This is a genomic window from Cognatilysobacter xinjiangensis (genome assembly GCF_014651995.1).
Classification (GTDB): domain Bacteria; phylum Pseudomonadota; class Gammaproteobacteria; order Xanthomonadales; family Xanthomonadaceae; genus Cognatilysobacter; species Cognatilysobacter xinjiangensis.
The window spans coordinates 23,422-49,638 of the sequence record NZ_BMXY01000003.1 but is presented as its reverse complement, the minus strand read 5'-3'; the positions used below and the strand labels follow the sequence as shown (position 1 = coordinate 49,638).

General features: G+C 70.6%; 24 protein-coding genes. 10 read left to right on the top strand and 14 right to left on the bottom strand.

Annotation, left to right across the window (positions count from 1 at the left end):
- Positions 1 to 41: 41 nt before the first annotated feature.
- Positions 42 to 1,286 (top strand): 2-octaprenyl-6-methoxyphenyl hydroxylase, encoded by a 1,245-nt coding sequence (gene ubiH / locus IE066_RS10995; RefSeq protein ID WP_189449813.1) that lies wholly within the window; start codon positions 42 to 44, stop codon positions 1,284 to 1,286.
- Positions 1,283 to 2,455: an FAD-dependent oxidoreductase gene (locus tag IE066_RS10990; RefSeq protein ID WP_189449812.1), complete on the top strand. Its 1,173-nt coding sequence runs from the start codon at positions 1,283 to 1,285 to the stop codon at positions 2,453 to 2,455. The genes ubiH and IE066_RS10990 overlap by 4 nt, the downstream gene beginning before the upstream one ends.
- A gap of 66 nt (positions 2,456 to 2,521) precedes the next feature.
- Here IE066_RS10990 and IE066_RS10985 read toward each other — a convergent pair whose 3' ends face one another.
- The 6 genes from IE066_RS10985 to IE066_RS10960 form a co-directional block, all read right to left on the bottom strand.
- A complete protein-coding gene (locus tag IE066_RS10985; protein ID WP_189449811.1) occupies positions 2,522 to 3,028 on the bottom strand; it encodes an EF-hand domain-containing protein in 507 nt (168 codons plus the stop codon).
- 172 nt (positions 3,029 to 3,200) lie between these two features.
- Positions 3,201 to 3,620 carry an EF-hand domain-containing protein gene (locus tag IE066_RS10980; protein WP_189450359.1) on the bottom strand — a complete coding sequence of 140 codons (420 nt, stop codon included), beginning with the start codon at positions 3,618 to 3,620 and terminating at the stop codon, positions 3,201 to 3,203.
- 105 nt (positions 3,621 to 3,725) lie between these two features.
- Positions 3,726 to 4,820: a 23S rRNA (cytidine(2498)-2'-O)-methyltransferase RlmM gene (gene rlmM, locus IE066_RS10975; RefSeq protein ID WP_189449809.1), complete on the bottom strand. Its 1,095-nt coding sequence runs from the start codon at positions 4,818 to 4,820 to the stop codon at positions 3,726 to 3,728.
- A 7-nt stretch (positions 4,821 to 4,827) separates the two neighbouring features.
- Positions 4,828 to 5,403 carry a nucleoside deaminase gene (locus IE066_RS10970; protein ID WP_189449806.1) on the bottom strand — a complete coding sequence of 192 codons (576 nt, stop codon included), beginning with the start codon at positions 5,401 to 5,403 and terminating at the stop codon, positions 4,828 to 4,830.
- Positions 5,403 to 5,867, bottom strand: a complete 465-nt coding sequence (locus tag IE066_RS10965) for a hypothetical protein (RefSeq protein ID WP_189449805.1) — start codon at positions 5,865 to 5,867, stop codon at positions 5,403 to 5,405. The genes IE066_RS10970 and IE066_RS10965 overlap by 1 nt, the downstream gene beginning before the upstream one ends.
- A gap of 23 nt (positions 5,868 to 5,890) precedes the next feature.
- Positions 5,891 to 7,636, bottom strand: a complete 1,746-nt coding sequence (locus tag IE066_RS10960) for a glutamine--tRNA ligase/YqeY domain fusion protein (protein ID WP_189449803.1) — start codon at positions 7,634 to 7,636, stop codon at positions 5,891 to 5,893.
- 75 nt (positions 7,637 to 7,711) lie between these two features.
- Here IE066_RS10960 and IE066_RS10955 point away from each other — a divergent pair, with 75 nt between their 5' ends.
- Positions 7,712 to 7,975 (top strand): putative signal transducing protein, encoded by a 264-nt coding sequence (locus IE066_RS10955; RefSeq protein ID WP_189449801.1) that lies wholly within the window; start codon positions 7,712 to 7,714, stop codon positions 7,973 to 7,975.
- A gap of 100 nt (positions 7,976 to 8,075) precedes the next feature.
- Complete coding sequence (gene msrA / locus IE066_RS10950; protein WP_189450357.1) at positions 8,076 to 8,735, top strand: peptide-methionine (S)-S-oxide reductase MsrA; 660 nt, start codon at positions 8,076 to 8,078, stop codon at positions 8,733 to 8,735.
- A gap of 7 nt (positions 8,736 to 8,742) precedes the next feature.
- Here the strand turns inward: msrA and IE066_RS10945 are convergent, their stop codons facing one another.
- The 4 genes from IE066_RS10945 to ahpC all read right to left on the bottom strand — a co-directional run bounded on the left by IE066_RS10945 (position 8,743) and on the right by ahpC (position 12,861).
- Positions 8,743 to 9,393 (bottom strand): hypothetical protein, encoded by a 651-nt coding sequence (locus IE066_RS10945; protein WP_189449799.1) that lies wholly within the window; start codon positions 9,391 to 9,393, stop codon positions 8,743 to 8,745.
- A 4-nt stretch (positions 9,394 to 9,397) separates the two neighbouring features.
- Positions 9,398 to 10,348, bottom strand: a complete 951-nt coding sequence (locus tag IE066_RS10940) for a LysR substrate-binding domain-containing protein (RefSeq protein WP_189449797.1) — start codon at positions 10,346 to 10,348, stop codon at positions 9,398 to 9,400.
- 174 nt (positions 10,349 to 10,522) lie between these two features.
- Positions 10,523 to 12,106 carry an alkyl hydroperoxide reductase subunit F gene (gene ahpF, locus IE066_RS10935; protein WP_189449795.1) on the bottom strand — a complete coding sequence of 528 codons (1,584 nt, stop codon included), beginning with the start codon at positions 12,104 to 12,106 and terminating at the stop codon, positions 10,523 to 10,525.
- 191 nt (positions 12,107 to 12,297) lie between these two features.
- Positions 12,298 to 12,861, bottom strand: a complete 564-nt coding sequence (gene ahpC, locus IE066_RS10930; protein WP_189449793.1) for an alkyl hydroperoxide reductase subunit C — start codon at positions 12,859 to 12,861, stop codon at positions 12,298 to 12,300.
- 206 nt (positions 12,862 to 13,067) lie between these two features.
- On the opposite strand from ahpC, the gene IE066_RS10925 reads away from it, so the two are divergent.
- From IE066_RS10925 to pip, 4 genes are all read left to right on the top strand, one after another.
- Positions 13,068 to 15,752 (top strand): M1 family metallopeptidase, encoded by a 2,685-nt coding sequence (locus IE066_RS10925; RefSeq protein WP_189449791.1) that lies wholly within the window; start codon positions 13,068 to 13,070, stop codon positions 15,750 to 15,752.
- A gap of 259 nt (positions 15,753 to 16,011) precedes the next feature.
- A complete protein-coding gene (locus tag IE066_RS10920) occupies positions 16,012 to 17,223 on the top strand; it encodes a GGDEF domain-containing protein (protein ID WP_189449789.1) in 1,212 nt (403 codons plus the stop codon).
- Positions 17,224 to 17,245: 22 nt separating this feature from the next.
- The gene (gene prmC, locus IE066_RS10915) at positions 17,246 to 18,061 is read left to right on the top strand and encodes a peptide chain release factor N(5)-glutamine methyltransferase (protein WP_189449787.1); all 816 of its coding nucleotides are present in this window, start codon (positions 17,246 to 17,248) and stop codon (positions 18,059 to 18,061) included.
- 71 nt (positions 18,062 to 18,132) lie between these two features.
- The gene (gene pip, locus IE066_RS10910) at positions 18,133 to 19,077 is read left to right on the top strand and encodes a prolyl aminopeptidase (protein ID WP_189449785.1); all 945 of its coding nucleotides are present in this window, start codon (positions 18,133 to 18,135) and stop codon (positions 19,075 to 19,077) included.
- 67 nt (positions 19,078 to 19,144) lie between these two features.
- Here pip and galE read toward each other — a convergent pair whose 3' ends face one another.
- The 4 genes from galE to IE066_RS10890 are packed head-to-tail and all read right to left on the bottom strand — an operon-like array spanning position 19,145 to position 22,313.
- Positions 19,145 to 20,116, bottom strand: a complete 972-nt coding sequence (gene galE, locus IE066_RS10905; RefSeq protein WP_189449783.1) for a UDP-glucose 4-epimerase GalE — start codon at positions 20,114 to 20,116, stop codon at positions 19,145 to 19,147.
- Positions 20,117 to 20,145: 29 nt separating this feature from the next.
- Positions 20,146 to 20,736 (bottom strand): NUDIX hydrolase, encoded by a 591-nt coding sequence (locus tag IE066_RS10900; protein WP_189449781.1) that lies wholly within the window; start codon positions 20,734 to 20,736, stop codon positions 20,146 to 20,148.
- A gap of 30 nt (positions 20,737 to 20,766) precedes the next feature.
- Positions 20,767 to 21,708, bottom strand: coding sequence for a 5'-3' exonuclease (locus IE066_RS10895; protein WP_189449779.1), 942 nt, complete (start codon positions 21,706 to 21,708; stop codon positions 20,767 to 20,769).
- The gene (locus tag IE066_RS10890; RefSeq protein WP_189449777.1) at positions 21,708 to 22,313 is read right to left on the bottom strand and encodes a nitroreductase family protein; all 606 of its coding nucleotides are present in this window, start codon (positions 22,311 to 22,313) and stop codon (positions 21,708 to 21,710) included. The genes IE066_RS10895 and IE066_RS10890 overlap by 1 nt, the downstream gene beginning before the upstream one ends.
- A gap of 103 nt (positions 22,314 to 22,416) precedes the next feature.
- Here IE066_RS10890 and IE066_RS10885 point away from each other — a divergent pair, with 103 nt between their 5' ends.
- Positions 22,417 to 24,783: a DUF1631 family protein gene (locus tag IE066_RS10885; protein WP_189449775.1), complete on the top strand. Its 2,367-nt coding sequence runs from the start codon at positions 22,417 to 22,419 to the stop codon at positions 24,781 to 24,783.
- Between the two features lie 325 nt (positions 24,784 to 25,108).
- Positions 25,109 to 26,215, top strand: coding sequence for an NAD(P) transhydrogenase subunit alpha (locus IE066_RS10880; protein ID WP_189449773.1), 1,107 nt, complete (start codon positions 25,109 to 25,111; stop codon positions 26,213 to 26,215).
- Positions 26,216 to 26,217 lie beyond the last annotated feature (2 nt).

The following is a 26,217-nucleotide window of genomic DNA, read 5'->3' as shown; positions in this document are numbered from 1 at the left end:
ATTCTAACGGAGCCCACCCGGGCAGGCCGTATCATGGCGACATGAATGCCGACGCGCCGCGCAAGCACGACCTCGTCATCGTCGGAGGCGGCCTGGTCGGCGCCAGCCTCGCCCTCGCACTCGAGCCGCTGGGGCTCGACGTCGCGCTGGTCGACGCCACGCCCGCCGGCGAAATGCCGCCGGTGTTCGACGAACGCTCGCTCTCCTTCTCCGAGGCCACCGTCAACGCGCTCACCGCGCTGGGCGTGATTCCGATGCTGCGCGCCGCGGGCGGACCGATCCGCCGCATCGTGGTGAGCCGCGAGGGCGACTTCGGACAGGCGAGGCTGGACGCGACGCGCTACGGGCGCACCGAATTCGGCCAGGTGGTGGTCGCGCGCGATTTCGGCCATGCGCTCGAAGCGCGCCTGGAGACGATGCGCGGGCTGACCCGCTACCGCCCCACGCGCTTCGTCGGGAGTTCCATCGACGGCGATGTCCGCCGGGTCACGCTGCAGGGCACGGATGGCACGGTCGAGCTCGCCGCGCCACTTGTCGTCGGCGCCGACGGCACGGCGAGCGGCATGCGAGCGGCGCTCGGTATCGGCGCCGAAACGCTCGACTACGGTCACGCGCTGCTCGTCGCCCGCCTGCGCACCGAGCGCGCGCCCGACGGCACCGGCTACGAGCGTCTCACCGATGCCGGCCCCACCGCATTGCTGCCGCGCGCCGACCGTCATTACGGGCTGGTGCACGGCGTGGCCTCTGCGGAGGTCGACACGGTCGAAGCGCTCGACGAAGCCGCGTTCCTCGCGCGCCTGCAGTCACGCTTGGGCTGGCGCCACGGGCGTCTGCTGGCCTGCGGCCCGCGCAGCCGTTACCCAGCGCGTCGCGTGGTCGCCAACGCGACGACGGCGCCGCGCGCGGTGCTGGTCGGCAATGCCGCGCAGACCATCCATCCGCTGGGCGCGCAGGGCTTCAACCTCGGCCTGCGCGATGCGCTGACGCTGGCCGAGGAGATCGCCGCCGCGTTGCCGCAGGGCCGCGATGCACTCGGTGCCGACGCGCTGTTGCAGCGCTATGCGGCGCGGCGCGTCGACGACCGCCGCCGCACGCTCGCGTTCTCCGATCGGCTGTTGCGCGTCGGAATGGCGCGTGGCGCGCTGATGCGGCCGCTGCGCTCGCTGGCGCTGCTTTCGCTCGACCATCCGTCGTGGCTGCAGGCCTGGCTGGTCGGCGGCGCGATGGGCTATCGCGGCGACGTGCCTGCGCTCTGCCGCGGCGACGACGCGAGGCGGCGCGCATGAACCGGCGCGAGGGCGTGGACATCGCGGTGGTCGGCGGCGGCGTGGTCGGCGCGGCCGCGGCGCTCGCGTTCGCGCGCGACGGCTGGAGCGTCGCGCTGCTGGAAGCGCGTGAGCCGATCGCCTGGCGCGAGGCGCAGCCCGACCTGCGCGTGTTCGCCATCGCACCCGACGCCATGGCACTGCTCGACACGCTGGATGCCGGCACGGCCGTGCGCGCCGCGCGTGCGCCGGCCTATCGCCGCATGGAGGTCTGGGATGCCGCCGGCGGTGGCGCGCTGACCTTCGATGCCGACCGTTTCGCACGACGCGAGCTCGGCTGGATCGTCGAGAACGCCCTGCTGGTCGATCGCCTGTGGCAGGGGCTGCGCCGCGAGGGCGTGGCGCTTCACGTGCCGGCGTCGGTCGAGGCCTTCGAGCAGGACGACACGCGCGCGACGCTGCGCCTGGACGACGGCCGCCGCCTGCACGCACGGCTGGTGATCGCCGCCGACGGCGCCGCCTCGTCGCTGCGCGGGTTCGCCGGCATCGATGCGCCGACGCACGACTACGGGCAGGGCGGGCTGGTTGCCTATGTCGATGCCGAGATGCCGCTGCAGGCGACCTGCTACCAGCGCTTCCTTCCTACCGGCCCGCTCGCGTTCCTGCCGGTCGGCGCGCATCGCGCATCGATCGTGTGGACGCTGCCGGCCGACGAGGCCGCACGTCTTCGCGACAGCGACGAATCGACGTGCGCGACCGCGCTGACCGATTCCTCCGGCGGCCGCCTGGGCCGCGTGACGCTAGCATCGCCGCGTGCGGTGTTCCCGCTGCGGCGGCAACTCGCGAGCGCGTACCGCGCGGGTCGGCTGCTGCTGGTGGGCGATGCCGCGCACGTGGTCCATCCGCTCGCGGGGCAGGGCGTCAACCTCGGCCTGCGCGACGTCGCCGCGCTGCGCGCCGCGCTGCCGCGCCCGGGTCGTGACGCCGATCCCTCGACCTCGCGCCTCGCGCGCTGGGCACGCGAGCGCCGCAGCATGAGCGCACGCGCCGCCTACGGTTTCGAAGCGATCAACCGCGGCTTCTCCAACGATGCGCTGCTGCCGACGATGCTGCGTGGTCCGCTGCTGGGGCTTGCCGGCCGGCTGCCGCCGCTGCAGCACCTGCTGTGGAAGGAAGCGGCGGGGCTGTAAGCGGCGATCAGCGCGCCGTGGTCACGCGAGTGCGGTGGCCACGCTCGATCAGTTGATCCTTTCGCGTCAGCGCGTCGACATCCGACGCGTCGCGTCGCTGTCGACCCAGGCACGGAACTCCGCGGCATCGAGGCGACCGTTGCGGTTCACGTCGCTGTGCGCGAAGCCCGCCGCCAGGCGCGCATCGGCGCGCGCCTCGTCGCGGCTCAGGTTGCCGTCGCCATCGCGATCGAGCGTGCGGAACCAACGTGCCGGGTCGTCGCCGAGCATCTCGCGCGTCGAACCGGTGCGCCTGGCGAGGCTGCCCTCATGCAGCCAGGCGCGCAGCTCCTCGGTCGCGATCGTGCCGTCGCCATTGGAATCGATGGCCGCGAAGTTCGAGTTGAGCGTCAGATTCGACGCGGCTTCCTCGCGTGTCAGCAGGCCGTCGCGATTCGTGTCCAGCACCGCGGTATCGATCTGGAAGCGGCTGTCCGTCGATGCGTCGGCAGGCGCCGGCATGCCGTCCTGCGCCGATGCATTGAACGCCAGCAGCGCAGCGAGCGTCGCCATGGAAACGGTTCGAATACTCATGTCGCCACCTCTGTGGGGATGCGGCGCGAACGCTAGACGCGAGGGGGTCGATCGCGCGTGGAATCCGGCGGTCTCGTCGAAAGGCCGCTCAGTCGCTCGACAGGCTTCGTGCGCCTGAACGACGATGCCCCGCCGGGGCGGGGCATCGGGTGTCGCGGTGACGTTCGGTCGATCAGGGCGTGCGGTCCATCGCCGTGCCGCCGATGGCGTCGAGTTCGGTCCGCGACAGGCGGCCATCGCGATTGGTGTCCAGACGCGTGAACGCGGCGGTGAACTCGGCCCTGGTCACCGAGCCGTCGCCGTTGCCGTCGAACAGCGCGAAGTCGCCGCTCGCCGCAACGGCGCTATTGCTCGACGCATTGGCGCGCGCGGTATCGGAGGCATTGCTCGACGCATTCGTGGTCCGGCCGCGCGCATCGGTGTTCTGCTCGGTCGTGCCCCACGTGGTGCTGCTGTTGCCGGCGCTGGTGGTGCCGGTGGTGGCGCCCGCGGTCGGGCGGGTTTCGGTGCTGGTGCTCTGCGCGAAGGCCGGTGCCGCGAGGCCCAGCGCGAGCGTCGCGGCGGTGTTGATCAGCGTGTTTCGAACGTTCATGGTCGCCTGCCTCGTTGATGAGGCGGCGATGTTGGAGGCCTTCGGATTAACTGCACGTCCAAGCGGCAGGCTTCGCGACAGGGCGGCTCATCGCGCGCTCAGCTTTCAGCTGCCGGTGCGCGCGAACACCGTGATCTCCTCGCGGTCGTGGTACAGCTGCCGCGCGCGCCACTGCACCGGCCGTTGCGCCTCGCGCTCGAACAGCTCCATGCACTGGCGCGTCTCGTCCCAGCGCTTCTTCATCGGCAGCTTGAGGTTGAAGATCGTGCGACGACACCAGCCTTCGCGCAGCCACGTGGCCATGCGCTCGGCGACGCGCCGCGGCTGCTCGACCATGTCGCAGACCATCCAGTCGAGCGTCCGCTTGGGATGCCAAACGAAACCGTCGGCACGCAGGTGCTCGACGCGACCGCTGTCGAGCAAATGCTGCGCGAGTGGGCCGTTGTCGACGCTGGTCACGCGCAGGCCGTTGCGCATCAGCACCCAGCTCCAGCCGCCGGGTGCGGCACCGAGATCGGCCGCCTGCATATTCTCCTTGATCCACGTCGCGCGTTCCTCGGCGTCGAGCAGCGTCAGCAGTGCTTCCTCGAGCTTGAGCGCGGAGCGGCTCGGCGCCTGCGGGTGCATGCGCAGGCGCGGAATGCCCATCGGCCATTCGCTGGCGTCGGCCGGGTCGACGATGCCCAGGTGCGCGTGGTCGCCGCTTTCCAGCAGCACGTGCAGGCGCGGACGGGCAGGCGAGTCGATGTGCGTGAGCCAGCCGGCCTCGCGCAGCGCAGGCCGTAATGCGTTGCCGAGCGCACGCGCCAGCGCGGCGAGCGGCTTGCCCTCGTCGCTGTCGGGATGCTCGACGTGGACGTCGCCGAAATGCAGCGTCGGCTCGCCGAGCGTGACGGCCATCGCGGTGACGATGGCGCCGACGCGGTCGGGTTTGATGCCGGGCGATGCGCCGAGCGTCGGGAGTTCGGCGAACGCGACCATCTTCTGCCGCGCGAAGATCAGTTCGCGGAAGGGCAGTGCGCGCGACAGCGCGGCCGCGTCCTCGCAGACATAGCGCACGAAGCCGCTGCCACGATCGGTGCGCCCGTAGCCGGCGAAGCCGAGCATCGCCGCGCGTTCGGTGAATTCGGCCGCGAGCTCGGGCTCGAAGCCGGCACGGCAGTAGCCCAGCAGTGCCGGCTGTGCGAGGGGCGCGGCCATCGGAGCGTCAGTACCGCGCGCCGCCGCCGGCCGAGTACGCGCGCAGCGCCTCGCAGGCGGCTTCGCGCTGCACGTCGCGCACGACCTCGATGCCGCGCCGCTCGAGCTGGCCGACCCAGTCCGCCGGCAGCGGGCCTTCGTCGAATTCCGTCAGCGATTCCACGTCCTCACTGCGCGCGCCGATGAGCAGGCGATCGATGCCGGCCCAGACGGTGGCGCCGTAGCACTGGCAGCAGGGTTGCGCGGACGTGGCCAGCGTGACGGGGCCGACGCGCGCGCCGCTCGCATCCTCGTTGAGACGTGCGCGCTGCGTGCGCTGCTGCGCGAGCATGTAGGCCATCGTCTCGGCATGCGCGACCGAGCAGGTATGCGGCATCACGCGGTTCACGCCGATCGAGACGATGCGATCGTCCGGACCGAACACCGCGGCGCCGAACGGGCCGCCGCTGGCGGCCTCGACATTGCGGCGGGACAGGTCGATCGCGAGCGCGACCTTCGCATCGTCGCCTTCGTAGGCGCGGCCGGTATCGACGAAGTCGTGCACCCACGCCGGCAGCGTGAGGTGGATCTGGGCGTAGAGCATCAGTGGGTCATCATCACGTTGGCCTTGCAGGCGCCGGCGACGCAGCTGCAGCTGTCGATCGGCTTGAAGGCGCAGGTCGACATCGTTCCGCGCGCCTGGCAGTCGGCCTGCACCGCGGCCGGGTCGACCGGCGAATCCTTGTTGACGCAGGCCGGCTGCGTGCCGCAGCAGCTGCCGACGTCCTTGACCACGCAGTCGGCATCGGTGGCGCAGCTGGTCACCAGTTTCGGCACGCGGGCGGGCAGCTCGTCGACGCGCTCGGGCGGCAGCGGCGTGCTCTTCGGCGGCGCGGGCTCGGTGCGGCCGGGAATGCCGGTGTCGGACTTCGCGGGCGGCGTGGCATCCGGCGCGGCCTCGCCCGAGGTGGCGACGGGCGCGAGCGGCGTTTCGGCCGACGTGGTCGGCCGCGCGCAGCCGGCCATCAGCGCAAGGGCGAGAAGCGGTACGAGGGCGAATGCACGCATGACGGTGCTCCGTGACGGGGAGATCAAGCCTTGCCCGACCAGGTGTCACGCAGCGTGACGCTGCGGTTGAACACCGGGCGCGCCGCCGAGTGGTCGTAGCGGTCGGTGACGAAGTAGCCGATGCGCTCGAACTGGAAGCTGGTTTCGGGCGCGGCCTCGGCGGCCGCGGGCTCGACGTAACCCGACACCACGCGTCGCGATTCGGGGTTGAGGTAGTCGCGATACGTCTTGCCGTCCTCGTCCGTATCCGGATCCGGCACGGTGAACAGGCGGTCGTAGAGGCGGATCTCCGCTTCGACCGCATGCCTCGCGCTGACCCAGTGGATCGTGCCCTTCACCTTGCGATTGGCGCCTTCCATGCCGGGCCGGGATTCGGGGTCCAGGGTGCAGCGCACTTCGACCACGCGGCCGTCGGCGTCCTTGATCACGTCGTCGCAGCGCACGATGCCCGCACCGCGCAGGCGCACGTCGCCGCCGACGGTGAGTCGCTTGAAGCCCTTGGGCGGCACTTCCTCGAAGTCCTCGCGCTCGATCCACAGCAGGTTCGAGAACGGAACCTGCCGCGATCCCGCGGCCTCGTCCTTCGGGTGGTTGGCGAACGTCAGCGATTCCTCGTGCCCGTCCGGCAGGTTGGTGATCACCAGCTTCAGCGGGTCGACCACGCCCATGCGGCGCTGCGCGCGCGCGTCGAGGTCGTCGCGCAGCGCGCCCTCGAGAATGGAGATGTCCAGCAGCGAGTTCTGCTTGGAGATGCCCACGCGGTCGACCATCAGCTTCAGCGCGCCCGGCGTGTAGCCGCGACGGCGGATGCCCTGCAGCGTCGGCATGCGCGGGTCGTCCCAGCCGTCGACCAGCCCGTCGCTGACCATCGCGAGCAGCTTGCGCTTGCTCATCACGAGGTAATTGAAGTTCAGGCGCGAGAACTCGATCTGGCGCGGCTTGGCGGCCTCGCGGGGGAAACCCTTGTCGAGCAGCGGCTGCAGCAGTTCCGGATGGTTGACGAGGTCGACCTTGTCCACACACCAGTCGTACAGCGGGCGGTGGTCCTCGAACTCCAGCGTGCACAGCGAGTGCGTGATGCCCTCGATCGCGTCGGACAGCGAATGCGCGTAGTCGTACATCGGATAGATGCACCACGCGTTGCCGGTGTTCTGGTGTTCGACGTGCTTGATGCGGTACAGCGCCGGGTCGCGCAGGTTGATGTTGCCGCTGGCCATGTCGATCTTCGCGCGCAGCGTGCGCGCGCCGTCGGCGAACTCGCCGGCGCGCATGCGGCGGAACAGGTCGAGATTCTCCTCGACGCTGCGATCGCGGAACGGCGACGGACGGCCCGGCTCGGTCAGCGAGCCGCGGTATTCGCGCACCTGCTCGGCGGTGAGGTCGTCGACGTAGGCATCGCCCTGCGCGATGAGCTTCTCGGCCGCGAGGTAGAACACCTCGAAGTAGTCCGACGCGTGGCGCAGCGAGTTCCACTCGAAGCCCAGCCAGCGCACGTCGTCCTGGATGGCGCGCACGTACTCGGGGTCTTCCTTCGCCGGGTTGGTGTCGTCCAGGCGCAGGTTGCAGCTGCCGCCGAACTCCGCCGCGATACCGAAGTCGAGGCAGATCGCCTTGGCATGGCCGATGTGCAGGTAGCCGTTGGGCTCGGGCGGAAAGCGCGTCCGGATCGCCTGGTGCTTCCCGCCCGCGAGGTCCTCGCGCACGATCTGGCGGATGAAGTCGTTCTTGACGCCGGCATCGGTCGCGGCGTTCTCGGGCGTGCTGGACATTGCGGGGTTGCAACCACGTGGGGAAGCCCGCAGTTTAGCGAAGAAGGCCGTTCCGGCCCGTTTTCGAAGGCCGCCATGAAATCCGTCTACGACGCCGCCAATCTCATCGATGCCCATCTGGTGCGGCACGCGCTCGAGGATGCCGGCATCCCGGTGTTCATCCGCGGTGAGGCGCTCGCCGGCGGCATGGGCGAGCTGCCGATCCACGGGATGATGCAGGTCTGCGTGCCCGAGGCGGCGTGGCCGGAAGCCGACGCGATCGTGAAGGCGCTGGATCTCGGCACCCCGCGCGAACCGCTGGACGAAGATGACTGGGAGCCGGGCCTGCAGCCCGGCTGAGCGCTTGCTCCGGCGCGCCCGCGCCACCACATCGCAGGAGCGCGGACGATCCGCGAGCCATCGCCGGTTTCCGGCCGAGGAGTCCTCCATGCTCGACAAACTGCTGGGAATCGGCGCCTATAAGCAGCGCATGCCGCGCGAAGGCGAGGCATTGCCCGGGCGCGACGCGCCCATGCGCATCCAGAACGCGCACCACGTGCATGGCCGCCCGTTGCAGGGCGACTTCGAAGGCCTGGAGCAGGTGCAGTTCGGCCTCGGCTGTTTCTGGGGCGCCGAGCGGCTGTTCTGGCGGATCCCGGGCGTGCACACGACGGCCGTCGGTTATTCCGGCGGCGTCACGCCGAACCCGACCTACCGCGAGGTCTGCAGCGGCATGACCGGCCATACCGAGGCCGTGCTGGTCGTCTACGACCCGAAGCAGGTGACGTTCGACGCGCTGCTCAAGGCGTTCTGGGAAGGTCACGATCCCACGCAGGGCATGCGCCAGGGCAACGACGTCGGCACGCAGTACCGCTCGGCGATCTACTGCACCACGCAGGCCCAGTACGACGCCGCCATCGCCAGCCGCGGCGGCTACCAGGCGCGCCTGCGCGATGCCGGCCTCGGCGACATCACCACCGAGATCCGCTACCCGGCGCCGACGTTCTTCTATGCCGAGGACGAGCACCAGCAGTACCTGTCGAAGATTCCGAACGGTTACTGCGGGCTCGGCGGCACCGGCGTGAGCTGCCCGATCGGCGCCGGCGTCCACGCGGCCTGATCGCGTTTCAGCTGCCGGCGATACGCCGCAGCGAGCAGACGTAGATCACCTCGCAGGCGCCGTCGCCGCTGTCCTCGCGCGAGAGCGAACTGCGCCAGCGCCAGCCGTCGGCGGCTTCGGCGTCCACCAGCCAGCCGTCGATGCGCACGCGGTCGTCCGTGTCGACCTCATCCAGCGCGCGGGCGACGGCCTCGTTCGCCGGAATGAGGTGCATGTTCGCGCTCGACCGCAACATCTCCGCGGCGGGAATCGGTGCGTCGCCGGACCAGCGGTAGTGGTACCAGCGCCCGGACTGCGAGATGTCGAGCCGGTCGAGCACCGCGTCGTCGTTCATGCGGCCCCAGCCGAGCGCGAGGTCGGTGGGCGAGAGATCGGCCTCGCGGCCACTTTCGTAATCGCGCCGCGACAGTACGCGCGCCTGCAGGCTGAAACCGGCAAGCGGCCGGAGCGTCGCCGCCTGCAGCCGGAACGGACCGACGTCGCCGGGCACGTCGCTCTGCAGCGGCGGGCGCTCGCCGGTGATCGTGGGCGGCATGGGGCAGTGCACCTCGCCGACCGGTACGGCGGCGCGCGCGGACCGGCGCGCGGGGCCGACCGGCGAGAACCACCAGCCGGCCAGGACGATCGCGGCGAGGATGGCGAGGCTGCGGCCGCGCATGCGCTCAGCCCGCGCAGCGCCGGCGCGGCGCGGCGTCCTTCTTCGGCGTCGACGGCAGCGTCAGCAGGCCATCCGGCAGCCGGCGGAACTCGGCCGCCAGGCGCTCCAGGAATGCGCCCATCGCCGAACTGCGCCGCCAGACCATTGCGATGCGCCGATGCGGTGGCTCGCCCGCGAACGGCAGCAACGCCACGTCCGGTGAAGCGGGCACGGGCGGCTGCACGGCGAGCATCGGCAGCAGCGTCATGCCGACGCCGGCGGCCACCATCTGCCGCAGCGTTTCCAGCGACGTCGCGCGAAAGCCCTCGCGCTCGCCCGCGCCGGCGAGGCGGCAGACGTCGAGCGCCTGGTCGCGCAGGCAGTGGCCTTCCTCGAGCAGCAGCAGGTCGGCGTCGTGCAGGTCGTCGGCCTGGAGCGCGCCGCGCGCGGCGATCGGGTGCGACTTCGGCGCGGCCAGCACGAAGGGCTCGTCGAACAGCGGCTCCACGCGCAGCTGCTCGTCGTGCACGGGCAGGGCGAGGATGCCGGCGTCGAGGCGGCCGTCGCGCAGGCGCTGCAGGATCGCGTCGGTCTTCTCCTCGACCAGCAGCAGCTCCAGCCGCGGGAAGCGTTCGCGGATGTGCGGCAGCACGTGCGGCAGCAGGTAGGGGCCGAGCGTGGGGAACAGGCCGAGGCGGACGCTGCCGGCCTCCGGATCGCGGCTGCGGCGCGCGAGCTCGGTCATCGCCTCGACCTCCGCGATGATCCCGCGCGCGCGGTCGGCGATCTCGCGGCCGATCGGCGTGAGCATCACGCGGCGCGGCGCGCGCTCGACCAGCGACACGCCCAGCTCGTCCTCCAGCTTCTTGATCTGCGTCGAAAGCGTCGGCTGGCTGACGAAGCTCGCCTGCGCCGCGCGGCCGAAATGGCGGTGGTCGGCGAGGGCGACGAGGTATTTCAGGTCACGCAGGTTCATGCGCGGATGGTAGGACGCGGGCGGCAGGATGGCCATCGAAAACCCGGGTTCGATTCACGCGGTCGATGCCGCATGCGGCGCCGAAAAAGCGAAGGGCCCGTACGCGGCGCGCATGGGCCCTTCGGCGCCGCGATCGCTTCGGACGATCGCCGCGGCTGGGGGACGAGGTGGCGCTTACGCGGCCGCGGCCTGTTCGGCGGGCGCCGAGGTGCGGATCAGGTGGTCGAAGGCCGACAGCGCGGCGGTGGAACCCGCGCCCATCGCGATCACGATCTGCTTGTACGGGACGGTGGTCGCGTCGCCGGCGGCGAACACGCCCGGCACGCTGGTCGCGCCGCGCTCGTCGATCACGATCTCGCCGCGCGGGCTGAGCTCGACGCTGCCCTTGAGCCATTCGGTGTTCGGCAGCAGGCCGATCTGCACGAACACGCCTTCGAGCTCGATGGTGCGCGACTGGCCGGAGGCGCGGTCCTTAACCACCAGGCCCGTCACCTTCGCGCCGTCGCCCAGCACCTCGGTGGTCTGGCCGTTCACGATGATCTCGACGTTCGGCAGGCTGCGCAGCTTTCGCTGCAGAACCTCGTCGGCGCGCAGCTTCGTATCGAACTCGACCAGCGTGACGTGCGCGACGATGCCGGCGAGGTCGATCGCGGCCTCGACGCCCGAGTTGCCGCCGCCGATCACCGCCACGCGCTTGCCCTTGAACAGCGGGCCGTCGCAGTGCGGGCAATAGGCCACGCCCTTGTTCTTGTACTGCTCCTCGCCCGGCACGTTCATCTGCCGCCAGCGCGCGCCGGTCGACAGGATCACCGACCTCGCTTTCAGCGACGCGCCGTTCTCGAGCTCGACGGTGATCAGGCCGCCCGGCTGCGAGGCCGGCACCAGCTTCGACGCGCGCTGCAGGTTCATCACGTCGACCTCGTAGTCGCGCACGTGCTGCTCCAGCGCGACCGCGAGCTTCGGGCCCTCGGTGTAGGACATCGAGATGAAGTTCTCGATCGCCATGGTGTCGAGCACCTGGCCGCCGAAACGCTCGGCCGCGACACCGGTGCGGATGCCCTTGCGCGCGGCATACACCGCCGCCGCGGCGCCCGCGGGGCCGCCGCCGACGACGAGCACGTCGAACGCGTCCTTCTTCGCGATCTGCTCGGCCGCGCGCGAGGCCGCGCCGGTGTCGAGCTTGGCGAGCACCTGCTCGACGGTCATGCGGCCCTGGTCGAAGGGCTGGCCGTTGAGGAAGATCGTCGGCACCGACATGATGCCGCGCGCCTCGACTTCTTCCTGGAACAGCGCGCCGTCGATGGCGACGTGCTTGATGTTCGGATTCAGCACGCTCATCAGGTTCAGCGCCTGCACCGTGTCCGGGCAGCTCTGGCAGGACAGCGACATGTAGGTCTCGAAGCGGAACTCGCCCTCGAGGTCGCGCACCTGGTTCTGCACCTCTTCCTCGAGCTTGGGCGGATGGCCGCCCACCCACAGCAGCGCGAGCACCAGCGAGGTGAACTCGTGGCCCATCGGGATGCCGGCGAAGCGCACGTCGATGTCGGTGCCGGCGCGCACGATGGCGAACGACGGCTTGCGCGCATCGTCGTCGGCGCGCAGGTACTCGACCTTGTCGTTGAGCGCGGCGATGCCCTGCAGCAGGGCTTCGAGCTCGCGCGAGGCGTCGGACCCGTCGAGCGAGGCGACGAGCTGGATCGGCTGCTGCAGCTTCTCGAGATAGGCGGAGAGCTGGGTCTTGAGGCTGTCGTCGAGCATGACTCGGGCTCCGTGGCGCGAAAGGGGAGGGCACGACGCGCGGAACGGCGTCGCGGAAACGACGGGCGGCCGCCCGTCCTGCATCGATCGTCGAGCGATGCGTCGAACACTGGCGGCAGCGTCATGCGCGATGCCGCTGCCGCCAGCCTTCGAAGCGGACGCCGGGCGCGAACGCCCGGCGTCCTTCGAAATCAGATCTTGCCGACGAGGTCCAGCGACGGCTTGATCGTGTTGGCGCCCTGCTGCCACTTGGCCGGGCAGACCTCGCCCGGGTGCTCGGCGACGTACTTGGCTGCCTTGAGCTTGCGCAGCGCTTCCTTCATGTCGCGTGCGATCGCGTTGTCGTGGATCTCGTAGGCCTTGATCACGCCTTCCGGATTCACGATGAAGGTGCCGCGCAGCGCGAGGCCTTCCTCGTCGATGTGCACGTCGAACGCCTTCGTGAGGGCGTGGGTCGGGTCGCCGACCAGCGGGAACTGCGCCTTGCCCACGGCCGGCGAGGTCTCGTGCCACACCTTGTGCGAGAAGTGCGTGTCGGTGGTGACGATGTAGACCTCGGCGCCGTTGGCCTGGAACTCGGCGTAGTTGTCCGCGGCGTCCTCGACCTCGGTCGGGCAATTGAAGGTGAACGCGGCCGGCATGAACACGACGACCGACCACTTGCCCTGCAGGTTCTTCTCGGTGACCTCGATGAACTTGCCGTTGTGGAAGGCCTGCGTCTTGAACGGCGGGACCTGCTTGTTGATGAGCGACATGCGACGACTCCGGTGGGAGGGGAACTGAACAGGGGGCCATGCTAACCAGCGATCTAGCATCCATCAAATCGATTGACATGATCGTGTCGATAGGCGGTGCATATTGATCGCTGTAGCGCCCATACGCTAGCGCCTAGGACTTTAGTCATGCGTGCAAGCGGCGGCCCGCCGCTTACGCTCCCGGGTCACCCTGGGGAACCCGACCGATGCGCCGACCACGCCGCCACGCACTCGCACTCGCGCTTTCGCTCGCCGCCATCGGCGCCGTAGAGGCCGCAGAGACCGCCGTCCCGACCGGCCCCTTGCCGCGTACGGTGGTGCCGACGCTGGTCCAGCTCGAGCTGAAGATCGACCCCAAGCAGGCCGGCTTCAGCGGCGTCACGCGCATCCAGGCCGACATCGCCGAAGCCACGGATACCGTGTGGATGCACGGCCGCGGGCTGAAGATCGCCAAGGCGAGCGCGACGGTCGGCAAGCGCACGATTCCGCTCACGGCCAGCGAAGCCGATCCCTCCGGCGTGCTCAGGCTCGTTTCCGCGACACCGCTGCCGGCCGGCAAGGCCAGCTTCGACATCGCCTTCGAAGCGCCCTACGGGCAGCTGCAGGGCGCCTACAAGGTCAGCCCGGACGGGCGCGCCTACGTGATGACGCAGATGGAGCCGCTGGGTGCGCGCACCGCGTTTCCCGGCTTCGACGAGCCCAGTTTCAAGCAACCGTGGGACATCACGCTGATCGTCCCGCAGGACGCCACCGCCGTCGCCAACACGCTGGAAGGCACCGCCACGCCGCTGGCCGGCGGCTGGAAGAAGGTCACGTTCGCACGCACGCCGGCGCTGCCGAGCTACCTCGTCGCGTTCGCGGTGGGTCCGTGGGAGATCGTCGACGGCCCGGCGATCGCGCCGAACGGCCCACGCACCGCGCCGATCCGCCTGCGCGGCGTGGCTGCGGCGGGTCAGGGCTCGAAGATGAAGTACACGCTGGCCAATACGCCCGCGATCGTCACCGCGCTGGAGGACTACTTCGGCAGCCCGTATCCATTCGACAAGCTCGACAACCTCGCCGCACCCGACTTCTGGGCCGGCGCGATGGAAAACCCGGGCCTGATCGCCTACCGCGATTCACTGATGTTTCCCGACGAGACGTCGGCCGTCGGTCGTCGCCAGTCGTTCTGGGGCACCAGCGCGCACGAACTCGCGCACCAGTGGTTCGGCGACCTCGTCACCATGAAGTGGTGGGACGACCTGTGGCTCAACGAGGGCTTCGCGACGTGGATGGGCAACAAGATCCACGGCCAGCTGCAGCCGCAGGCGCATACCGACCGCGGGCTGCTGGAAGGCGCGATCGGCGCCATGGGTGCCGACAGCCTGGCGTCGACGCGCCGCATCCACGAGGCGATCCGCGACTACCGCGACATCGAATCCGCCTTCGACGGCATCACCTACCAGAAGGGCGGCGCCACGCTCGCGATGTTCGAGCGCTACATCGGCGAGGACAAGTTCCGCGACGGCATCCGCAACTACCTGTCGACGCATGCGCGCGGCAACGCGACCAGCGCCGACCTCATTGCCGCGCTCGCCGCGCAGAGCGACGACCCGGAAGGCGTGTCGAAGGCGTTCTTCAGCTTCATCGACCAGCCCGGTGTTCCGTATCTCGCGGTCGACGTCGACTGCTCGGGCAAGGTGCCGGCCCTCAGCATCACCCAGCAGCGCTACCGCCCGATCGGCTCCACCGCCGGCGCCGACGGTAGCTGGGGCGTGCCGATGACCATCCGCTATGCCGACGGCACCACGGTGCGCGAGCAGAAGGCGCTGGTGCACGACCGCCAAGCGCGCGTCGAACTCACGCAGGCCACGCGCTGCCCGACCTGGGTCATGCCCAACGGCTACGGCGCGGGCTACTACCGCTTCGCGCTCGTGCCGAAATGGCAGGCCGCGCTCAATACCGCATTCGCATCGCTCGACGAGCGCGAGCAGCGCATGGCGGCGGATTCGATCGTCGCCGCCTACGGTGCCGGCTCGCTGAAGCCCGCCGACCTGCTCGCCGCGCTGCCTCGCTTCGCCTCGGCCGAGGTGCGCCAGACCGCCACCGCCGGCATGGGCGCGACCGGCTGGATGAGCGAGTACCTCGTCGCCGACCACAAGGCCCGCGACGCCTTCCACGCGAAGGTCGCCGCCATCTACCGCCCGCGGCTGGACGCGCTCGGCCTCGCGCCGAAGGCGGGCGAGCCGGACGATGACGCCCTGCTGCGCAGCTCGCTGGTGCAGCTGTTCGCCATCCGGCTGAAGGACGCCAAGGTGCGCGCCGAACTCGGCCGTCTGGGCCGGCAGGTGCTCGGCCTCGACGGCGACGGCCAGCTGCACGCCGACGCCGCCCCGCGCGACCTGCGCGATACCGCGCTGGTGGTCGCGCTGCAGGAGGGCGGGGTGCCCGCCTTCGATGCCGCCGAGAAGCACTTCCGCGCCAGCCAGGACGCAGTGACCCGCAGCGAGCTGCTGTCCGCGATGGGCGCCACCGGCGCCCCGGCGCTCGACGAGCGGGCGCGTGCACTGGTCTTCGAGCAGGGCCTGCTACGCCGCAACGAGATCTTCCCGGTGATCGGCGGCCAGGCCGCGAACCCGGCGGGTCGCGCGGCGCTGCGCGGATGGATCGACAGCCACTTTGCCGACCTGGAGGCACGGCTGGCCCCCGCCGGCGCGGCACTGGTCGGCATGTACGCGGCCGGCATGTGCAGCGAGGCGGAGGCCGCGGAGCTGGAGGCGAAGTTCAGCCCGCGCATGGCGAACGTGGAGGGCGGCCCTCGCGAGATCGAGCAGACCGTCGAGGGCATCCGCCTCTGCGCCGCGCAGGTGCAGGCCCGCAAGGGCCTGCCGCTGGACATTGCCCGGCGCTGATCGCGCCACCCGGTGACCTTCCACGACGGGCGGCGGCTGCCGCCTGTCGTCGTTTCCGGCCCGCCGCCGGCACGGCGACGAATCAACCGGCCGGGCCCCGACGTCCGCTCGTCGGCGCGCCCGCCGCGGCCTGCGCCGATCTGGCAGGATGCGCGGCCGACCGCGGGCCTGCCGTGTCGCGATCGGCTGCACCGCGCCCCGCGCCTGCCCGCTGGCAGGCGTCTTGCATGGCCGGTGGTACTGGCCTTCGGGGGAAGCCATGGAACTTATCCGGCAACTGGACACCGCGACGCTCGCCTTCGTGACGGGGCTGGCGGGCTTCCTGCTCGCCGGCACCATGGCCGGCATCCGCTACGCGGGCACGCGCGACGCGGCCCTCGTCTACTGGGGGCTCGCCGGGCTCTCCTTCGGCCTCGGCCACCAGTTCGGGCACCTGTTCCTCACCCTCGGCCTCGGCCTGCCGACGCCGGTCGTGGTCGCGATCGCCAATGGCCTGATCTCGCTCACCCACGGGCTGCTGCTGGCGGGTGTCCGGACCTACACCGGACGCCGCTCCGGCATCGTCCCGCTGGTCGGGTTGTCACTGGCCGTGGTCGCCGCCGGGCTCACCTGGCCGGAGATGCGCGACGTGATGCGCAGCCGTGTGCTGCTGCTGTCCGCGACCTACATGTCGATGGACCTCTGCGCGGGCTGGCTGCTGTGGCGCTGGCCGAGCCCGGTGCGCCGCTTCCAGCGCATGGCGGCCGCGGTCTTCGTGTTCAACAGCAGCTTCCTCGCGATGCGCTTCGCCTATGCCTGGGCGACCGATGGGCTGTCGGGCTCGTTCGCCAAGGATCCCTCGCAGATCCTGTTCTTCGTGGTCAGCCTGGTGTTCGTCTACGTATTGACGCTCGCGCTTGCGCTGCTGATGTTCCGCAGCAAGGAGATCGAGCTGCAGCGGCTCGTCCACCGCGACCCGCTCACGGGCCTGTTCAACCGCCGCTCGCTGTTCGAGCACGCCGCGCGCGAGCAGGCGCGCTGCGAGCGCTACGGCACGCCGCTGTCGCTGCTGATGCTCGACATCGATGCGTTCAAGGCCGTCAACGACACCCATGGGCATGCCGCCGGGGACGCCGTGATCTGCGAGACCGCCGCGCGCATCGCCGGCGGGCTGCGCGATGTCGATACCGCGTTCCGGCTCGGCGGCGAGGAGTTCCTAGTGCTGCTGCCATCCACCGCACTCGAAGCCGCCGTCGCCGTCGCCGAGCGACTGCGGACCGCCGTGTCGGACACGCCGGTCGCCGCGACCGGCGAGCGCGTCACCGCGAGCTTCGGCGTCACCGAGCTCGTGCGCGGCCAGGAAGGCTGGGAGGCCGCGATGCGTCGCGCCGATGCCGCGCTCTATCGCGCCAAGGACGAGGGCCGTGACCGCGTGTCGGCGCTCCCCGCGGCGACGCCGAGCCCGGCCACCGCAGTGATCGAAGTAACATAGCCGCCCCACGACGGAGCCCCGCATGCGCATCGATGCCCTGCTGCGCGCGACGCGGCCGCGGCTCGACGCCGGCGAATGCGAGCACCTGCTCGCGCACGTGCTCGGCCGCACGCCTGCCTGGCTGTACGCGCACGGCGACGACGAGATCGACGATGCCGACATCGACGCTTACGAGCGCCTGCTCGCGCGCCGCGAAGCCGGCGAGCCCGTCGCCTACCTGACCGGGCGCCGCGGCTTCTGGCGCTTCGAGCTCGACGTCGACGCCGCCACGCTGATTCCGCGGCCCGAAACGGAGCTGCTGGTCGAACTCGCGCTCGATCGCCTGCCGCAGTTGCCCTGCCATGTCGCCGACCTCGGTACCGGCAGCGGGGCGATCGCCCTCGCCATCGCCAGCGAGCGACCGCGCGCCGAGGTCGTCGCCACCGACGCCAGCCCCGCGGCGCTCGACGTGGCGCGTCGCAATGCCGCGCGGCTCGGCCTCGCCAACGTGCGCTTTTCCGAGGGCAGCTGGTACACGCCACTCGCGGGCCAGCGTTTCGACCTGATCGCCAGCAACCCGCCCTACATCGCAGCAAACGACGCGCATCTCTCGCAGGGCGACCTGCGCTTCGAACCCGCGAGCGCGCTCGCCTCGGGCGCCGACGGTCTCGACGACATCCGCGTGATCGCTGCCGGAGCGCCCGCGCATCTCGCGGCCGGCGGCTGGCTGCTCGTCGAACACGGCTACGACCAGGCCGCGGCCGTGCGCGAAATTCTCGCCGACGCGGGCCTCGTCGGCATCGCGACCGTGCAGGATCTCGAGCACCGCGATCGCGTCACGCTGGGACGCGCGCCGTAGACCTTCGGCACGTGCCCGCGACGGCACCCCGATCTAGACTGCCTGCTTCCCGGTTTCACAGGTGCCGACGCATGCGCAGCCTCTATCCCGAGATCGAGCCCTACGACAGCGGCATGCTGCAGGTCGACGATCGCCACACGCTCTACTGGGAGCAGTGCGGCAATCCCGACGGCAAGCCGGTGGTGATGCTGCACGGCGGCCCGGGTGGCGGCTGCAGCCCGAAGATGCGCCAGTTCCACGACCCGTCGAAGTACCGCATCGTGCTGTTCGATCAGCGCGGCTCGGGCCGCTCGACGCCGCATGCCGACCTCGTCGACAACACCACCTGGCACCTCGTCGCCGACATCGAGACGCTTCGCGAGAAGCTCGGCATCGACAAATGGCAGGTGTTCGGCGGCTCGTGGGGCTCCACGCTCGCGCTCGCGTACGCGCAGACGCATCCGCACCGCGTCACCGAGCTCGTGCTGCGCGGCATCTTCATGCTGCGGCGCTGGGAGCTGGAATGGTTTTATCAGGAAGGCGCGTCGCGCCTGTTCCCGGAAGCCTGGGAGCAGTACCTCGCCGCGATCCCGCCGGTGGAGCGCCACGACCTGATCAGCGCCTACCACCGCCGCCTGACCAGCGAGGACGAGGCCACGCGCCTGGCCGCCGCGCGCGCATGGAGCGTCTGGGAAGGGGCTACCTCGTTCCTGCACTACGACCCGGATTTCACCGCCGCGCACGAGGAGCCGGAGTTCGCACTGGCCTTCGCGCGCATCGAGAACCATTACTTCGTGCACAGCGGTTTCTTCGAGGCCGACGACCAGCTGCTTCGCGACGCCGCGCGCATCGCGCACATCCCCGGCGTGATCGTGCACGGCCGCTACGACGTCGTGTGTCCGGTCAAGAACGCATGGGACCTGCACAAGGCCTGGCCGCAGGCGCAACTTGTGATCACGCCCGCATCGGGCCATTCCGCGTTCGAAGCCGAGAACGTCGATGCGCTGGTGACGGCGACGGATCGATTCGCCGGCTGATTGCAGTTCGATCGATGGACAAAAAGGGCGGGCCCCGCGGCTCGCCCTTTTTCTTTGCGTCTGGCGATCAGTACGCCGGCGACTCGTGCCAGGCCCAGGCCGTCTCGATGATCGGCTCGATGCGATCGAATTTCGGTGTCCAACCCAGCTTTTCGCGCGCCTGCGCGCTCGACGCCACCAGCACCGGCGGATCGCCGGCGCGGCGCGGGCCGATTTCGTACGGGATGTCGCGGCCGGTGACCTTGCGCGCGGCCTCGATCACTTGCAGCACCGAGAAGCCATTGCCGTTGCCGAGGTTGAAGCGGTGCGCGCCGGGCTCGCGGTCCATCCAGTCGAGCGCGCGCAGGTGCGCGTCGGCGAGGTCGAGCACGTGCACGTAGTCGCGCACGCAGGTGCCATCGGGCGTGGGGTAGTCGTTGCCGAACACCTTCAGGCCCGCGCCTTCGCCCGCTGCGGCCTTGAGCGCATTCGGGATCAGGTGCGTCTCGGGTTCGTGCGATTCGCCGATGCCCTCGTCCGCGGCGGCGCCCGCGGCATTGAAGTAGCGCAGTGCGACCGAGCGCAGGCCGTAGGCATTGGCGGCGTCGGCGAGCACGCGCTCGACCATCAGCTTCGACGCGCCGTACGGATTGATCGGATTCTTCGGATGGTCCTCGTCGATCATGTCGCTGACGGGGTTGCCGAACACCGCGGCGGTCGACGAGAACACCACCCTGTCGACGCCGTGGCGGCGCATCGCCTCCAGCAGGTTGACCGTGCCGGTGACGTTGTTCTGGTAGTAGGCGTACGGATCGGTGACCGATTCGCCGACCAGCGAGCGCGCGCAGAAGTGCATGACGGCGTCGACCTTGCGGTCGAAGGCCGAATCGAGCGTCTCGGGCTTGAGGATGTCGGCATCGACCAGCCGGCCCCAGCGCACCGCCTCGCGGTGGCCGGTGAGCATGTTGTCGAGCACGGTGACTTCATGGCCGGCGCGCGCGAGCGCCAGGCAGGCGTGCGAGCCGACATAGCCGGCGCCGCCGCAGACGAGGATGTGCATGGATCGCTTCCCTGTGGAATCGCGGGATCTTAGGCGGCCGCATCGTCAGCGAGCCGCGAAGGCGACGTGCGTGCAGGCGAACCGTCCGGATCGCGTTCGAGCATCCACAGCCCGCCCCAGAGCTTGAGGTCGACCTCGTATCCCTCGGCGTGCTTGCGCATCAGCCAGGCGGGCGCTTCGGCCCGCGGCACACGGTGCACGACGATCTGCTCGTCGTCCACGCCGCCGCCTTCGCCGACCTTGCGAAGGCCTGTGGCGCGCACGAAGGCGATGCGCTCGCTGCTCATGCCCGACGACGTCGGCCCGGTCAGCAGCACTTCAACATGCGCGGCCTCGTAGCCGGTTTCCTCGATCAGCTCGCGGCGCGCGGCGCCGGCCAGCGTGTCGTCGTCGTATTCGTCGCCGACCAGCCCGGCCGGCATCTCGATCGTCGGCTTGCCCAGCGGCACGCGGAACTGCTCGACGAACAGGACCTCGTCCTCGGGCGTCGCGGCAATGATGATGACGGCCATGCCGTGGCCGTGGACACGCTCGGCGAACTCCCAGCGTCCGCGCTTCATCAGCCGCAGCCAGCGGCCTTCGTGCAGGGTTTCGAGCGGGGCGTCGCGATCGTCGGTCATGGCGGCAGGCGGTGTCGTCTGCCGCCGATGCTAGACGTTCGCGGATGCGACAGGCATGAAGTCGAGGCCGCAGGCGGCGTGGATGCGCCGGCGCGTGAGCGGCCCAAAGCGCAGCCGCTCGCAGAGATCCTGCAGCGGCCGCTGCTGCGGCGCACCGCGGCGGAAATGGTCGTCGGCGCCTTCGCAGGGCGCGTGCAGCACGATGGTGGCCAGCTCGCGACACAGCAGCGCCTGTTCGCGATGCGTGCGCAGCTGCTGCGCAGCGCGCGCGGCGCCGCGGATCGAGGACAGGTACGGCACTTCCTCGACGCGCCGCAGCACGTCGTCGAGAGTCCCGAAATGCGCGAGCAGGGCGGCCGCCGTCTTCGAACCGATGCCCGGCACGCCGGGGATGTTGTCGATGGCGTCGCCGGTGAGGGCGAGGTAGTCGGCGATCTGGTCGGCGCGCACGCCATGGCGCGCCGGCACGCCCGCGGCGCCCCAGCGCTGGCCGCGCGCGAAATCCCACTGCTCGTCGCCGTCGCCCAGCAGCTGCGAGAGATCCTTGTCGGCCGACACGATGACGCCGCGGAAACCATGCGCGCGTGCCGCGTGCAGCGCGCTGCCGATGAGGTCGTCGGCCTCGTAGTCGGTATGCGCGAGCACCGTCATGCCCATCGCGACGCAGAGGTGCTTGCAGGCCGCGAACTGCCGCTGGAGTTCCTCGGGCGCGGCGTCGCGATTGGCTTTGTACGAAGGGTAGAGCCGGTTGCGGAAGCAGCTGTCGAGCGCGTCGTCGAAGGCGACCACGATGTGCTCGGGGCGCGTGCGCTCCAGCAGTTCCAGCAGGAAGCGCGCGAAGCCGTGCACCGCGTTGGTTGGCCAGCCCTCGGCATCGGTGAACTCGTTCGGCATCGAATGCCAGGCACGGAACACGTAGATGCTCGCGTCGACCAGGTACAGGGTGGGGGAGGTCGACGCGTCGGCGGTCATTACGGGGTCCAGTCGGTGAGCAGCTGCGCCGGATCGGGCCGGTCGCGCTCGGGCGCGGGCTGGCGGATCGATCCGATATGGATGAAGCCCACGATGGCTTCGTCGTCCCCCACGCCCAGCACGCGGCGCATTTCCGGGTCGTAGGCCGCCCAGCCGGTGAGCCAGACCGCGCCGAATCCGAAGGCCTGCGCGGCCTGGAGGAGCGCAAAGCATACGGAGCCGGCGCTGAGCAGACGCTCACTGGCGGGAATCTTGGCGTCCTCGCCCTGCGCGGCGATGACGGTGACGATGACCGGCGCATGCAGGAAGCGGCGACGGTCCTTCTCGATCACCGCCTCGCTCGCGGACGGGTCGCGCTCGCGGCTGCGCGCGGCCATGCGCTCGCCGAGCGCCTCGCGCGCGTCGCCCTCGATCCGCACGAAGCGGAAGGGCACGCGCTTTCCGTGATCGGGGACACGCACCGCGGAGCGGAGCATGCGCATCAGCACGTCGTGACCGGGACCCGGTTCACACAACTGCGAGGCGGGCACCGAACGTCGCTCATCGAGTGCGTTCAACACGGGGTTTTCACCACTAATCGGGTTCGTATCGGTCGCTTGGGACATGGCTCACAGAACGTTAAATCGAGTCAGGAAGTGACGCGGAACGCCACTATGCTGCATTTCCAGTCGAGTCAGTGACCGCAGCGGCACCTGCAGGAGTAGCCACGTGATCGGCCAGTTCCCGGATGAAGGAATCGAAGCGCGCATGGACCCGGCGCGCGTGCTCGAAGCGTTGAAGCGCCTCGCGGTCGAACGTCTCGGTACGTTCCCGACGGTGCTGTACGTCGGCGCCGAGCGCGAGCTGAAGGAAGCCGGCCCCGACGCCTACCACGAGCTCGCAGGCGTCAACGTGCTGCGCGCGCGCAGCGCGTCGGACACGATGACGTTCCGCCAGCAGATCGCGCAGGCGTTCGAGGAGTTCCGTAATCCGTTCATTCGTGCGGGCCTCACGCTCGGCCTGATCGACGAAGAGGAGATCGACCTGCACCTGCAGGCGCAGGCGCTGACCGAGATCCTCGACAAGCGCTACGAAACGCAGCTGCAGGCGCTGCGCACGCAGATGGAGGAGCTCACGCTCGCCATGCGCGTGCCCGCCGGCCCGAATCCGATTTCGCCTAGCAAGCTGTGCACGATGCTGATCGCGTCGATCGGCAATGCGGGCATCTCCGAGCCGCTTGGCCGCGTGCTGTTCCGCCAGTTCCAGCAGCAGCTGGTGCCGCTGCTCGACAGCCTCTATCCGAACGCGGGCGCCGTGCTCAATCGCGCCGGCTACGGCCTGAGCGCCTGGGCGCCGGCCACGCTGGCGAAGTTCGAGCGGGAAGAGGCCCCGGCCGCCGCCGCGCTGCAGGAGACGCCCGCGCCGCTGTCGACCGACACCGCCCCCGTCGCGCCGATCGCCACGCATGCGCCGCAGGCGCCGGCCTATGGCGCGTCGGCCGGCTATGGCGCGCCCTCGCATCCGCAGATGCCGCAGGCGCCACTCGCGCGTGCGCTCGGCGACGGCCTGGGCGGGCATCGCCATTCCACGGAACTCGAGCCGCTGCGCGAGCAGCTGCGCCTGTGGCGCATGGAGCGCCAGCACGGCGGCGTGCGCACGCTGACGCAGGCGCCGGTTGGCCTGCAATACGGCATGCCGGGCGTCGCCCCGCCGTCGGCGGGCGCCTTCGGCGTGCCGGGCGCGATCGGCGGTAGCGCGATGGGCGCGGCGCCCGTGCTGCGCGAGTTCCAGCCCCGCGAGCTCGCCAGCATCGCGTCGGTGCTGCAGGCCGAGCCGCCGGATATCTTCGCCCGCGCGCTGGGCGTCAACGGCAAGCTGTCGGACGCGATCCGCGGCTACCTCGCCGAAGGCGCGCGCCGGATGGGCCTGCATCCCGAATACACCGCGCTGTCGCCGGACGACGAGGACGCTGTCGACATGGTCGCGCTGCTGTTCGAATCGCTGTTCCGCACGCATGCGCTGCAGGAGCGCGCGCGCCGCGTGTACGCGCGCCTGGTGCTGCCGTACCTCAAGGTCGCGATCAACGACGACTCGATGTTCGTCGAGCGCGAGCATCCGGCGCGTCGCCTGCTCGATGCGCTGACCGAGGCCTGCGAGGACAACAACGGCGCGACGCCGCAGGAGCGCGAGCTGCTGGAGCGCGCTTCCGCGGTATCGCAGCGCATCGTCGCCGAGTTCAACGAGGACCTCTCGGTCTTCGAGATGGCGCATGCCGAGATGGAGGAGCTGCTGTCGCAGCAGCGCCGCCGCGTCGAACTGCAGGAGCAGCGCGCCGCCAAGGCCAGCTACGGCCGCGAGCGCCTCGCGCAGGCCCGCAGCCGCGCCGACATGGTGCTGCAGCGCCGCCTCGCGCAGACCGCGCTGACGCAGGCCGTGGGCGATTTCCTGATCACCCCGTGGCGCCACCACCTGGTGCAGACGCTGCTGCGCGACGGCGAGGACAGCGTGCGCTTCCGCGAGGCCATCGCGATGGGCGATGCGCTGGCGCAGGCCGATGCGCTCGCCGCGCGTGCCGATGGCGACGCGCTGGTGCGCCAGTTGCTTGATCTCGAAGTGCCGCTGACCGAATGCCTGGCGTCGTCCGGCCTCGACGCCACGGCGGCCAGCCACGGCCTCGCCGGCATCGTGCGCGGCCTCGCCGACCCCGACGCGCCGCGTCGCGTGCGTGCCATGCCGGCGCCGGTGCGCGACGAACCCGAGCAGGAAACGCGCCTGTGGCTGGCCGGCGGCACTGATACGGTGCAGGCCGATCCGCAGTGGATCGCCAGGATCCGCCGCCTCGAAGTCGGCGCCTGGGTGCGCCTGAGCGACGCACAGGGCGAGCCGATCTCGGCGAAGGTGGCCTGGGTCAGCCCGCTGACCTCGCGACTGCTGCTGGTCAACCGCCGTGGCATGCGCGTGCTGGCCGCCAGCATCGAGGAACTCGCGGTGCTGGGCGCCGAGGGCCGCCTGACGCTCGCGACCGGCCAGTCGCCGTTCGAGGCGGCGATGGAGCAGTTGCAGCAGCAGCTGCGCAGCGTGGTCGGCGCGAATTGATGGCGCGCTGAGCGGTCCGATCGGAAAAGGCGGCTTCGGCCGCCTTTTTCTTTTCGTACAACCGGCATCGCGTTTGCCTACGCCTTCCCCGGATCGACGAGTCGCGACTTTGGGCGCCCGTTACCGTTCGGGGTCGCCATCGTGTTTCACGCACGATGAGCGAACGACGCGAGACCGGCAACGATGTATCTCCGTCGGCGGGGGGCGTGTCGAGGCGACGCCATGTCGCGGCCACCGTTCGCCGCAGGACCCGGCGCGTCGGCACTCTCCGCCATCCGCACCGCATTGCCGCTAGCATGGCCCGAGGCCCCGACGGAGCACCCGCATGACGGACGTGACGGTAGGCATCCTGCGTGAGCGCGCGCCCGGCGAACGGCGCGTGGCGGCCACGCCCGAGACGGTGCGCAAGCTGGCGGCGCGCGGCGCACGGGTGGTCGTCGAGAGCGGTGCGGGTCGCGGCGCCGGTTTCGTCGATGAGGCATACGCCGACGCCGGTGCGAGCGTCGCGTCGCTCGACGACGTGCTCGCGGCCGATCTTCTGCTCGTCGTGCAGCCGCCCGCCGACGAGCTGCTGGCGCGCGCGAAACACGGAGCGACGCTGGTCGGCCTGCTCGCGCCGCAGGCCTCAGAAAGCCGCGCGGCGATCCTCCGCGAGCGCGGCCTCCATGCGTTCCCGCTCGAACGCCTTCCGCGCACCACGCGCGCGCAGTCGATGGACGTGCTGAGCTCGCAGGCGGGCATGGCCGGCTACAAGGCGGTGCTGATCGCCGCCACGCTCGCGCCGCGCTTCTTCCCGATGCTGACGACCGCGGCCGGCACGATCCGGCCGGCGAAGGTGCTGGTGATCGGTGCGGGCGTGGCAGGCCTGCAGGCCATCGCGACCGCGCGCCGGCTTGGCGCGCAGGTGGAAGGCTTCGACGTGCGTCCGGAAACCCGCGAGCAGATCGAGTCGCTGGGCGGGCGCTTTCTCGACCTCGGCGTCAGCGCGGCGGGCGAGGGCGGTTACGCGCGTGCGCTCACCGACGACGAGCGCGCCGAGCAGCAGAAGCGCCTCGGCACGCATCTCGGGTCGGTGGACGTGGTGGTCTGCACGGCCGCGGTGCCAGGTCGGCCGGCGCCGCGCATCGTGACGTCGGTGATGGTGGCCGGGATGCGGCCGGGCAGCGTGATCGTCGACCTCGCCGCTGAGAGCGGCGGCAACTGCGAGGCGACGGTGCCGGGCGAAACGGTCGACGTCGGCGGTGTCACCGTGGCCGGGCCGCTCGGGCTCGCCAGCCTTGGCGCGGTGCACGCGAGCGAGATGTACGCGCGCAACGTGCTGAACTTCGTCGCGCTGTTCCTCGACGCCGGCCGGCTGTCGTTCGACTGGAGCGACGAGTTGCTCGCCCGCACCGTTTGGCCGGAGCGCGCGGACGAGGCCGTCGCGGCCTAGCC

Excerpts from the sequence above, each read along its gene's own strand:
- ubiH (WP_189449813.1), top strand. The coding sequence starts at position 42 with ATGAATGCCGACGCGCCGCGCAAGCACGACCTCGTCATCGTCGGAGGC.
- IE066_RS10990 (WP_189449812.1), top strand. The coding sequence starts at position 1,283 with ATGAACCGGCGCGAGGGCGTGGACATCGCGGTGGTCGGCGGCGGCGTG.
- IE066_RS10985 (WP_189449811.1), bottom strand. The coding sequence starts at position 3,028 with ATGAGTATTCGAACCGTTTCCATGGCGACGCTCGCTGCGCTGCTGGCG.
- IE066_RS10980 (WP_189450359.1), bottom strand. The coding sequence starts at position 3,620 with ATGAACGTTCGAAACACGCTGATCAACACCGCCGCGACGCTCGCGCTG.
- rlmM (WP_189449809.1), bottom strand. The coding sequence starts at position 4,820 with ATGGCCGCGCCCCTCGCACAGCCGGCACTGCTGGGCTACTGCCGTGCC.
- IE066_RS10970 (WP_189449806.1), bottom strand. The coding sequence starts at position 5,403 with ATGCTCTACGCCCAGATCCACCTCACGCTGCCGGCGTGGGTGCACGAC.
- IE066_RS10965 (WP_189449805.1), bottom strand. The coding sequence starts at position 5,867 with ATGCGTGCATTCGCCCTCGTACCGCTTCTCGCCCTTGCGCTGATGGCC.
- IE066_RS10960 (WP_189449803.1), bottom strand. The coding sequence starts at position 7,636 with ATGTCCAGCACGCCCGAGAACGCCGCGACCGATGCCGGCGTCAAGAAC.
- IE066_RS10955 (WP_189449801.1), top strand. The coding sequence starts at position 7,712 with ATGAAATCCGTCTACGACGCCGCCAATCTCATCGATGCCCATCTGGTG.
- IE066_RS10945 (WP_189449799.1), bottom strand. The coding sequence starts at position 9,393 with ATGCGCGGCCGCAGCCTCGCCATCCTCGCCGCGATCGTCCTGGCCGGC.
- IE066_RS10940 (WP_189449797.1), bottom strand. The coding sequence starts at position 10,348 with ATGAACCTGCGTGACCTGAAATACCTCGTCGCCCTCGCCGACCACCGC.
- ahpF (WP_189449795.1), bottom strand. The coding sequence starts at position 12,106 with ATGCTCGACGACAGCCTCAAGACCCAGCTCTCCGCCTATCTCGAGAAG.
- ahpC (WP_189449793.1), bottom strand. The coding sequence starts at position 12,861 with ATGTCGCTCATCAACAAGCAGGTCCCGCCGTTCAAGACGCAGGCCTTC.
- IE066_RS10925 (WP_189449791.1), top strand. The coding sequence starts at position 13,068 with ATGCGCCGACCACGCCGCCACGCACTCGCACTCGCGCTTTCGCTCGCC.
- IE066_RS10920 (WP_189449789.1), top strand. The coding sequence starts at position 16,012 with ATGGAACTTATCCGGCAACTGGACACCGCGACGCTCGCCTTCGTGACG.
- prmC (WP_189449787.1), top strand. The coding sequence starts at position 17,246 with ATGCGCATCGATGCCCTGCTGCGCGCGACGCGGCCGCGGCTCGACGCC.
- pip (WP_189449785.1), top strand. The coding sequence starts at position 18,133 with ATGCGCAGCCTCTATCCCGAGATCGAGCCCTACGACAGCGGCATGCTG.
- galE (WP_189449783.1), bottom strand. The coding sequence starts at position 20,116 with ATGCACATCCTCGTCTGCGGCGGCGCCGGCTATGTCGGCTCGCACGCC.
- IE066_RS10900 (WP_189449781.1), bottom strand. The coding sequence starts at position 20,736 with ATGACCGACGATCGCGACGCCCCGCTCGAAACCCTGCACGAAGGCCGC.
- IE066_RS10895 (WP_189449779.1), bottom strand. The coding sequence starts at position 21,708 with ATGACCGCCGACGCGTCGACCTCCCCCACCCTGTACCTGGTCGACGCG.
- IE066_RS10890 (WP_189449777.1), bottom strand. The coding sequence starts at position 22,313 with ATGTCCCAAGCGACCGATACGAACCCGATTAGTGGTGAAAACCCCGTG.
- IE066_RS10880 (WP_189449773.1), top strand. The coding sequence starts at position 25,109 with ATGACGGACGTGACGGTAGGCATCCTGCGTGAGCGCGCGCCCGGCGAA.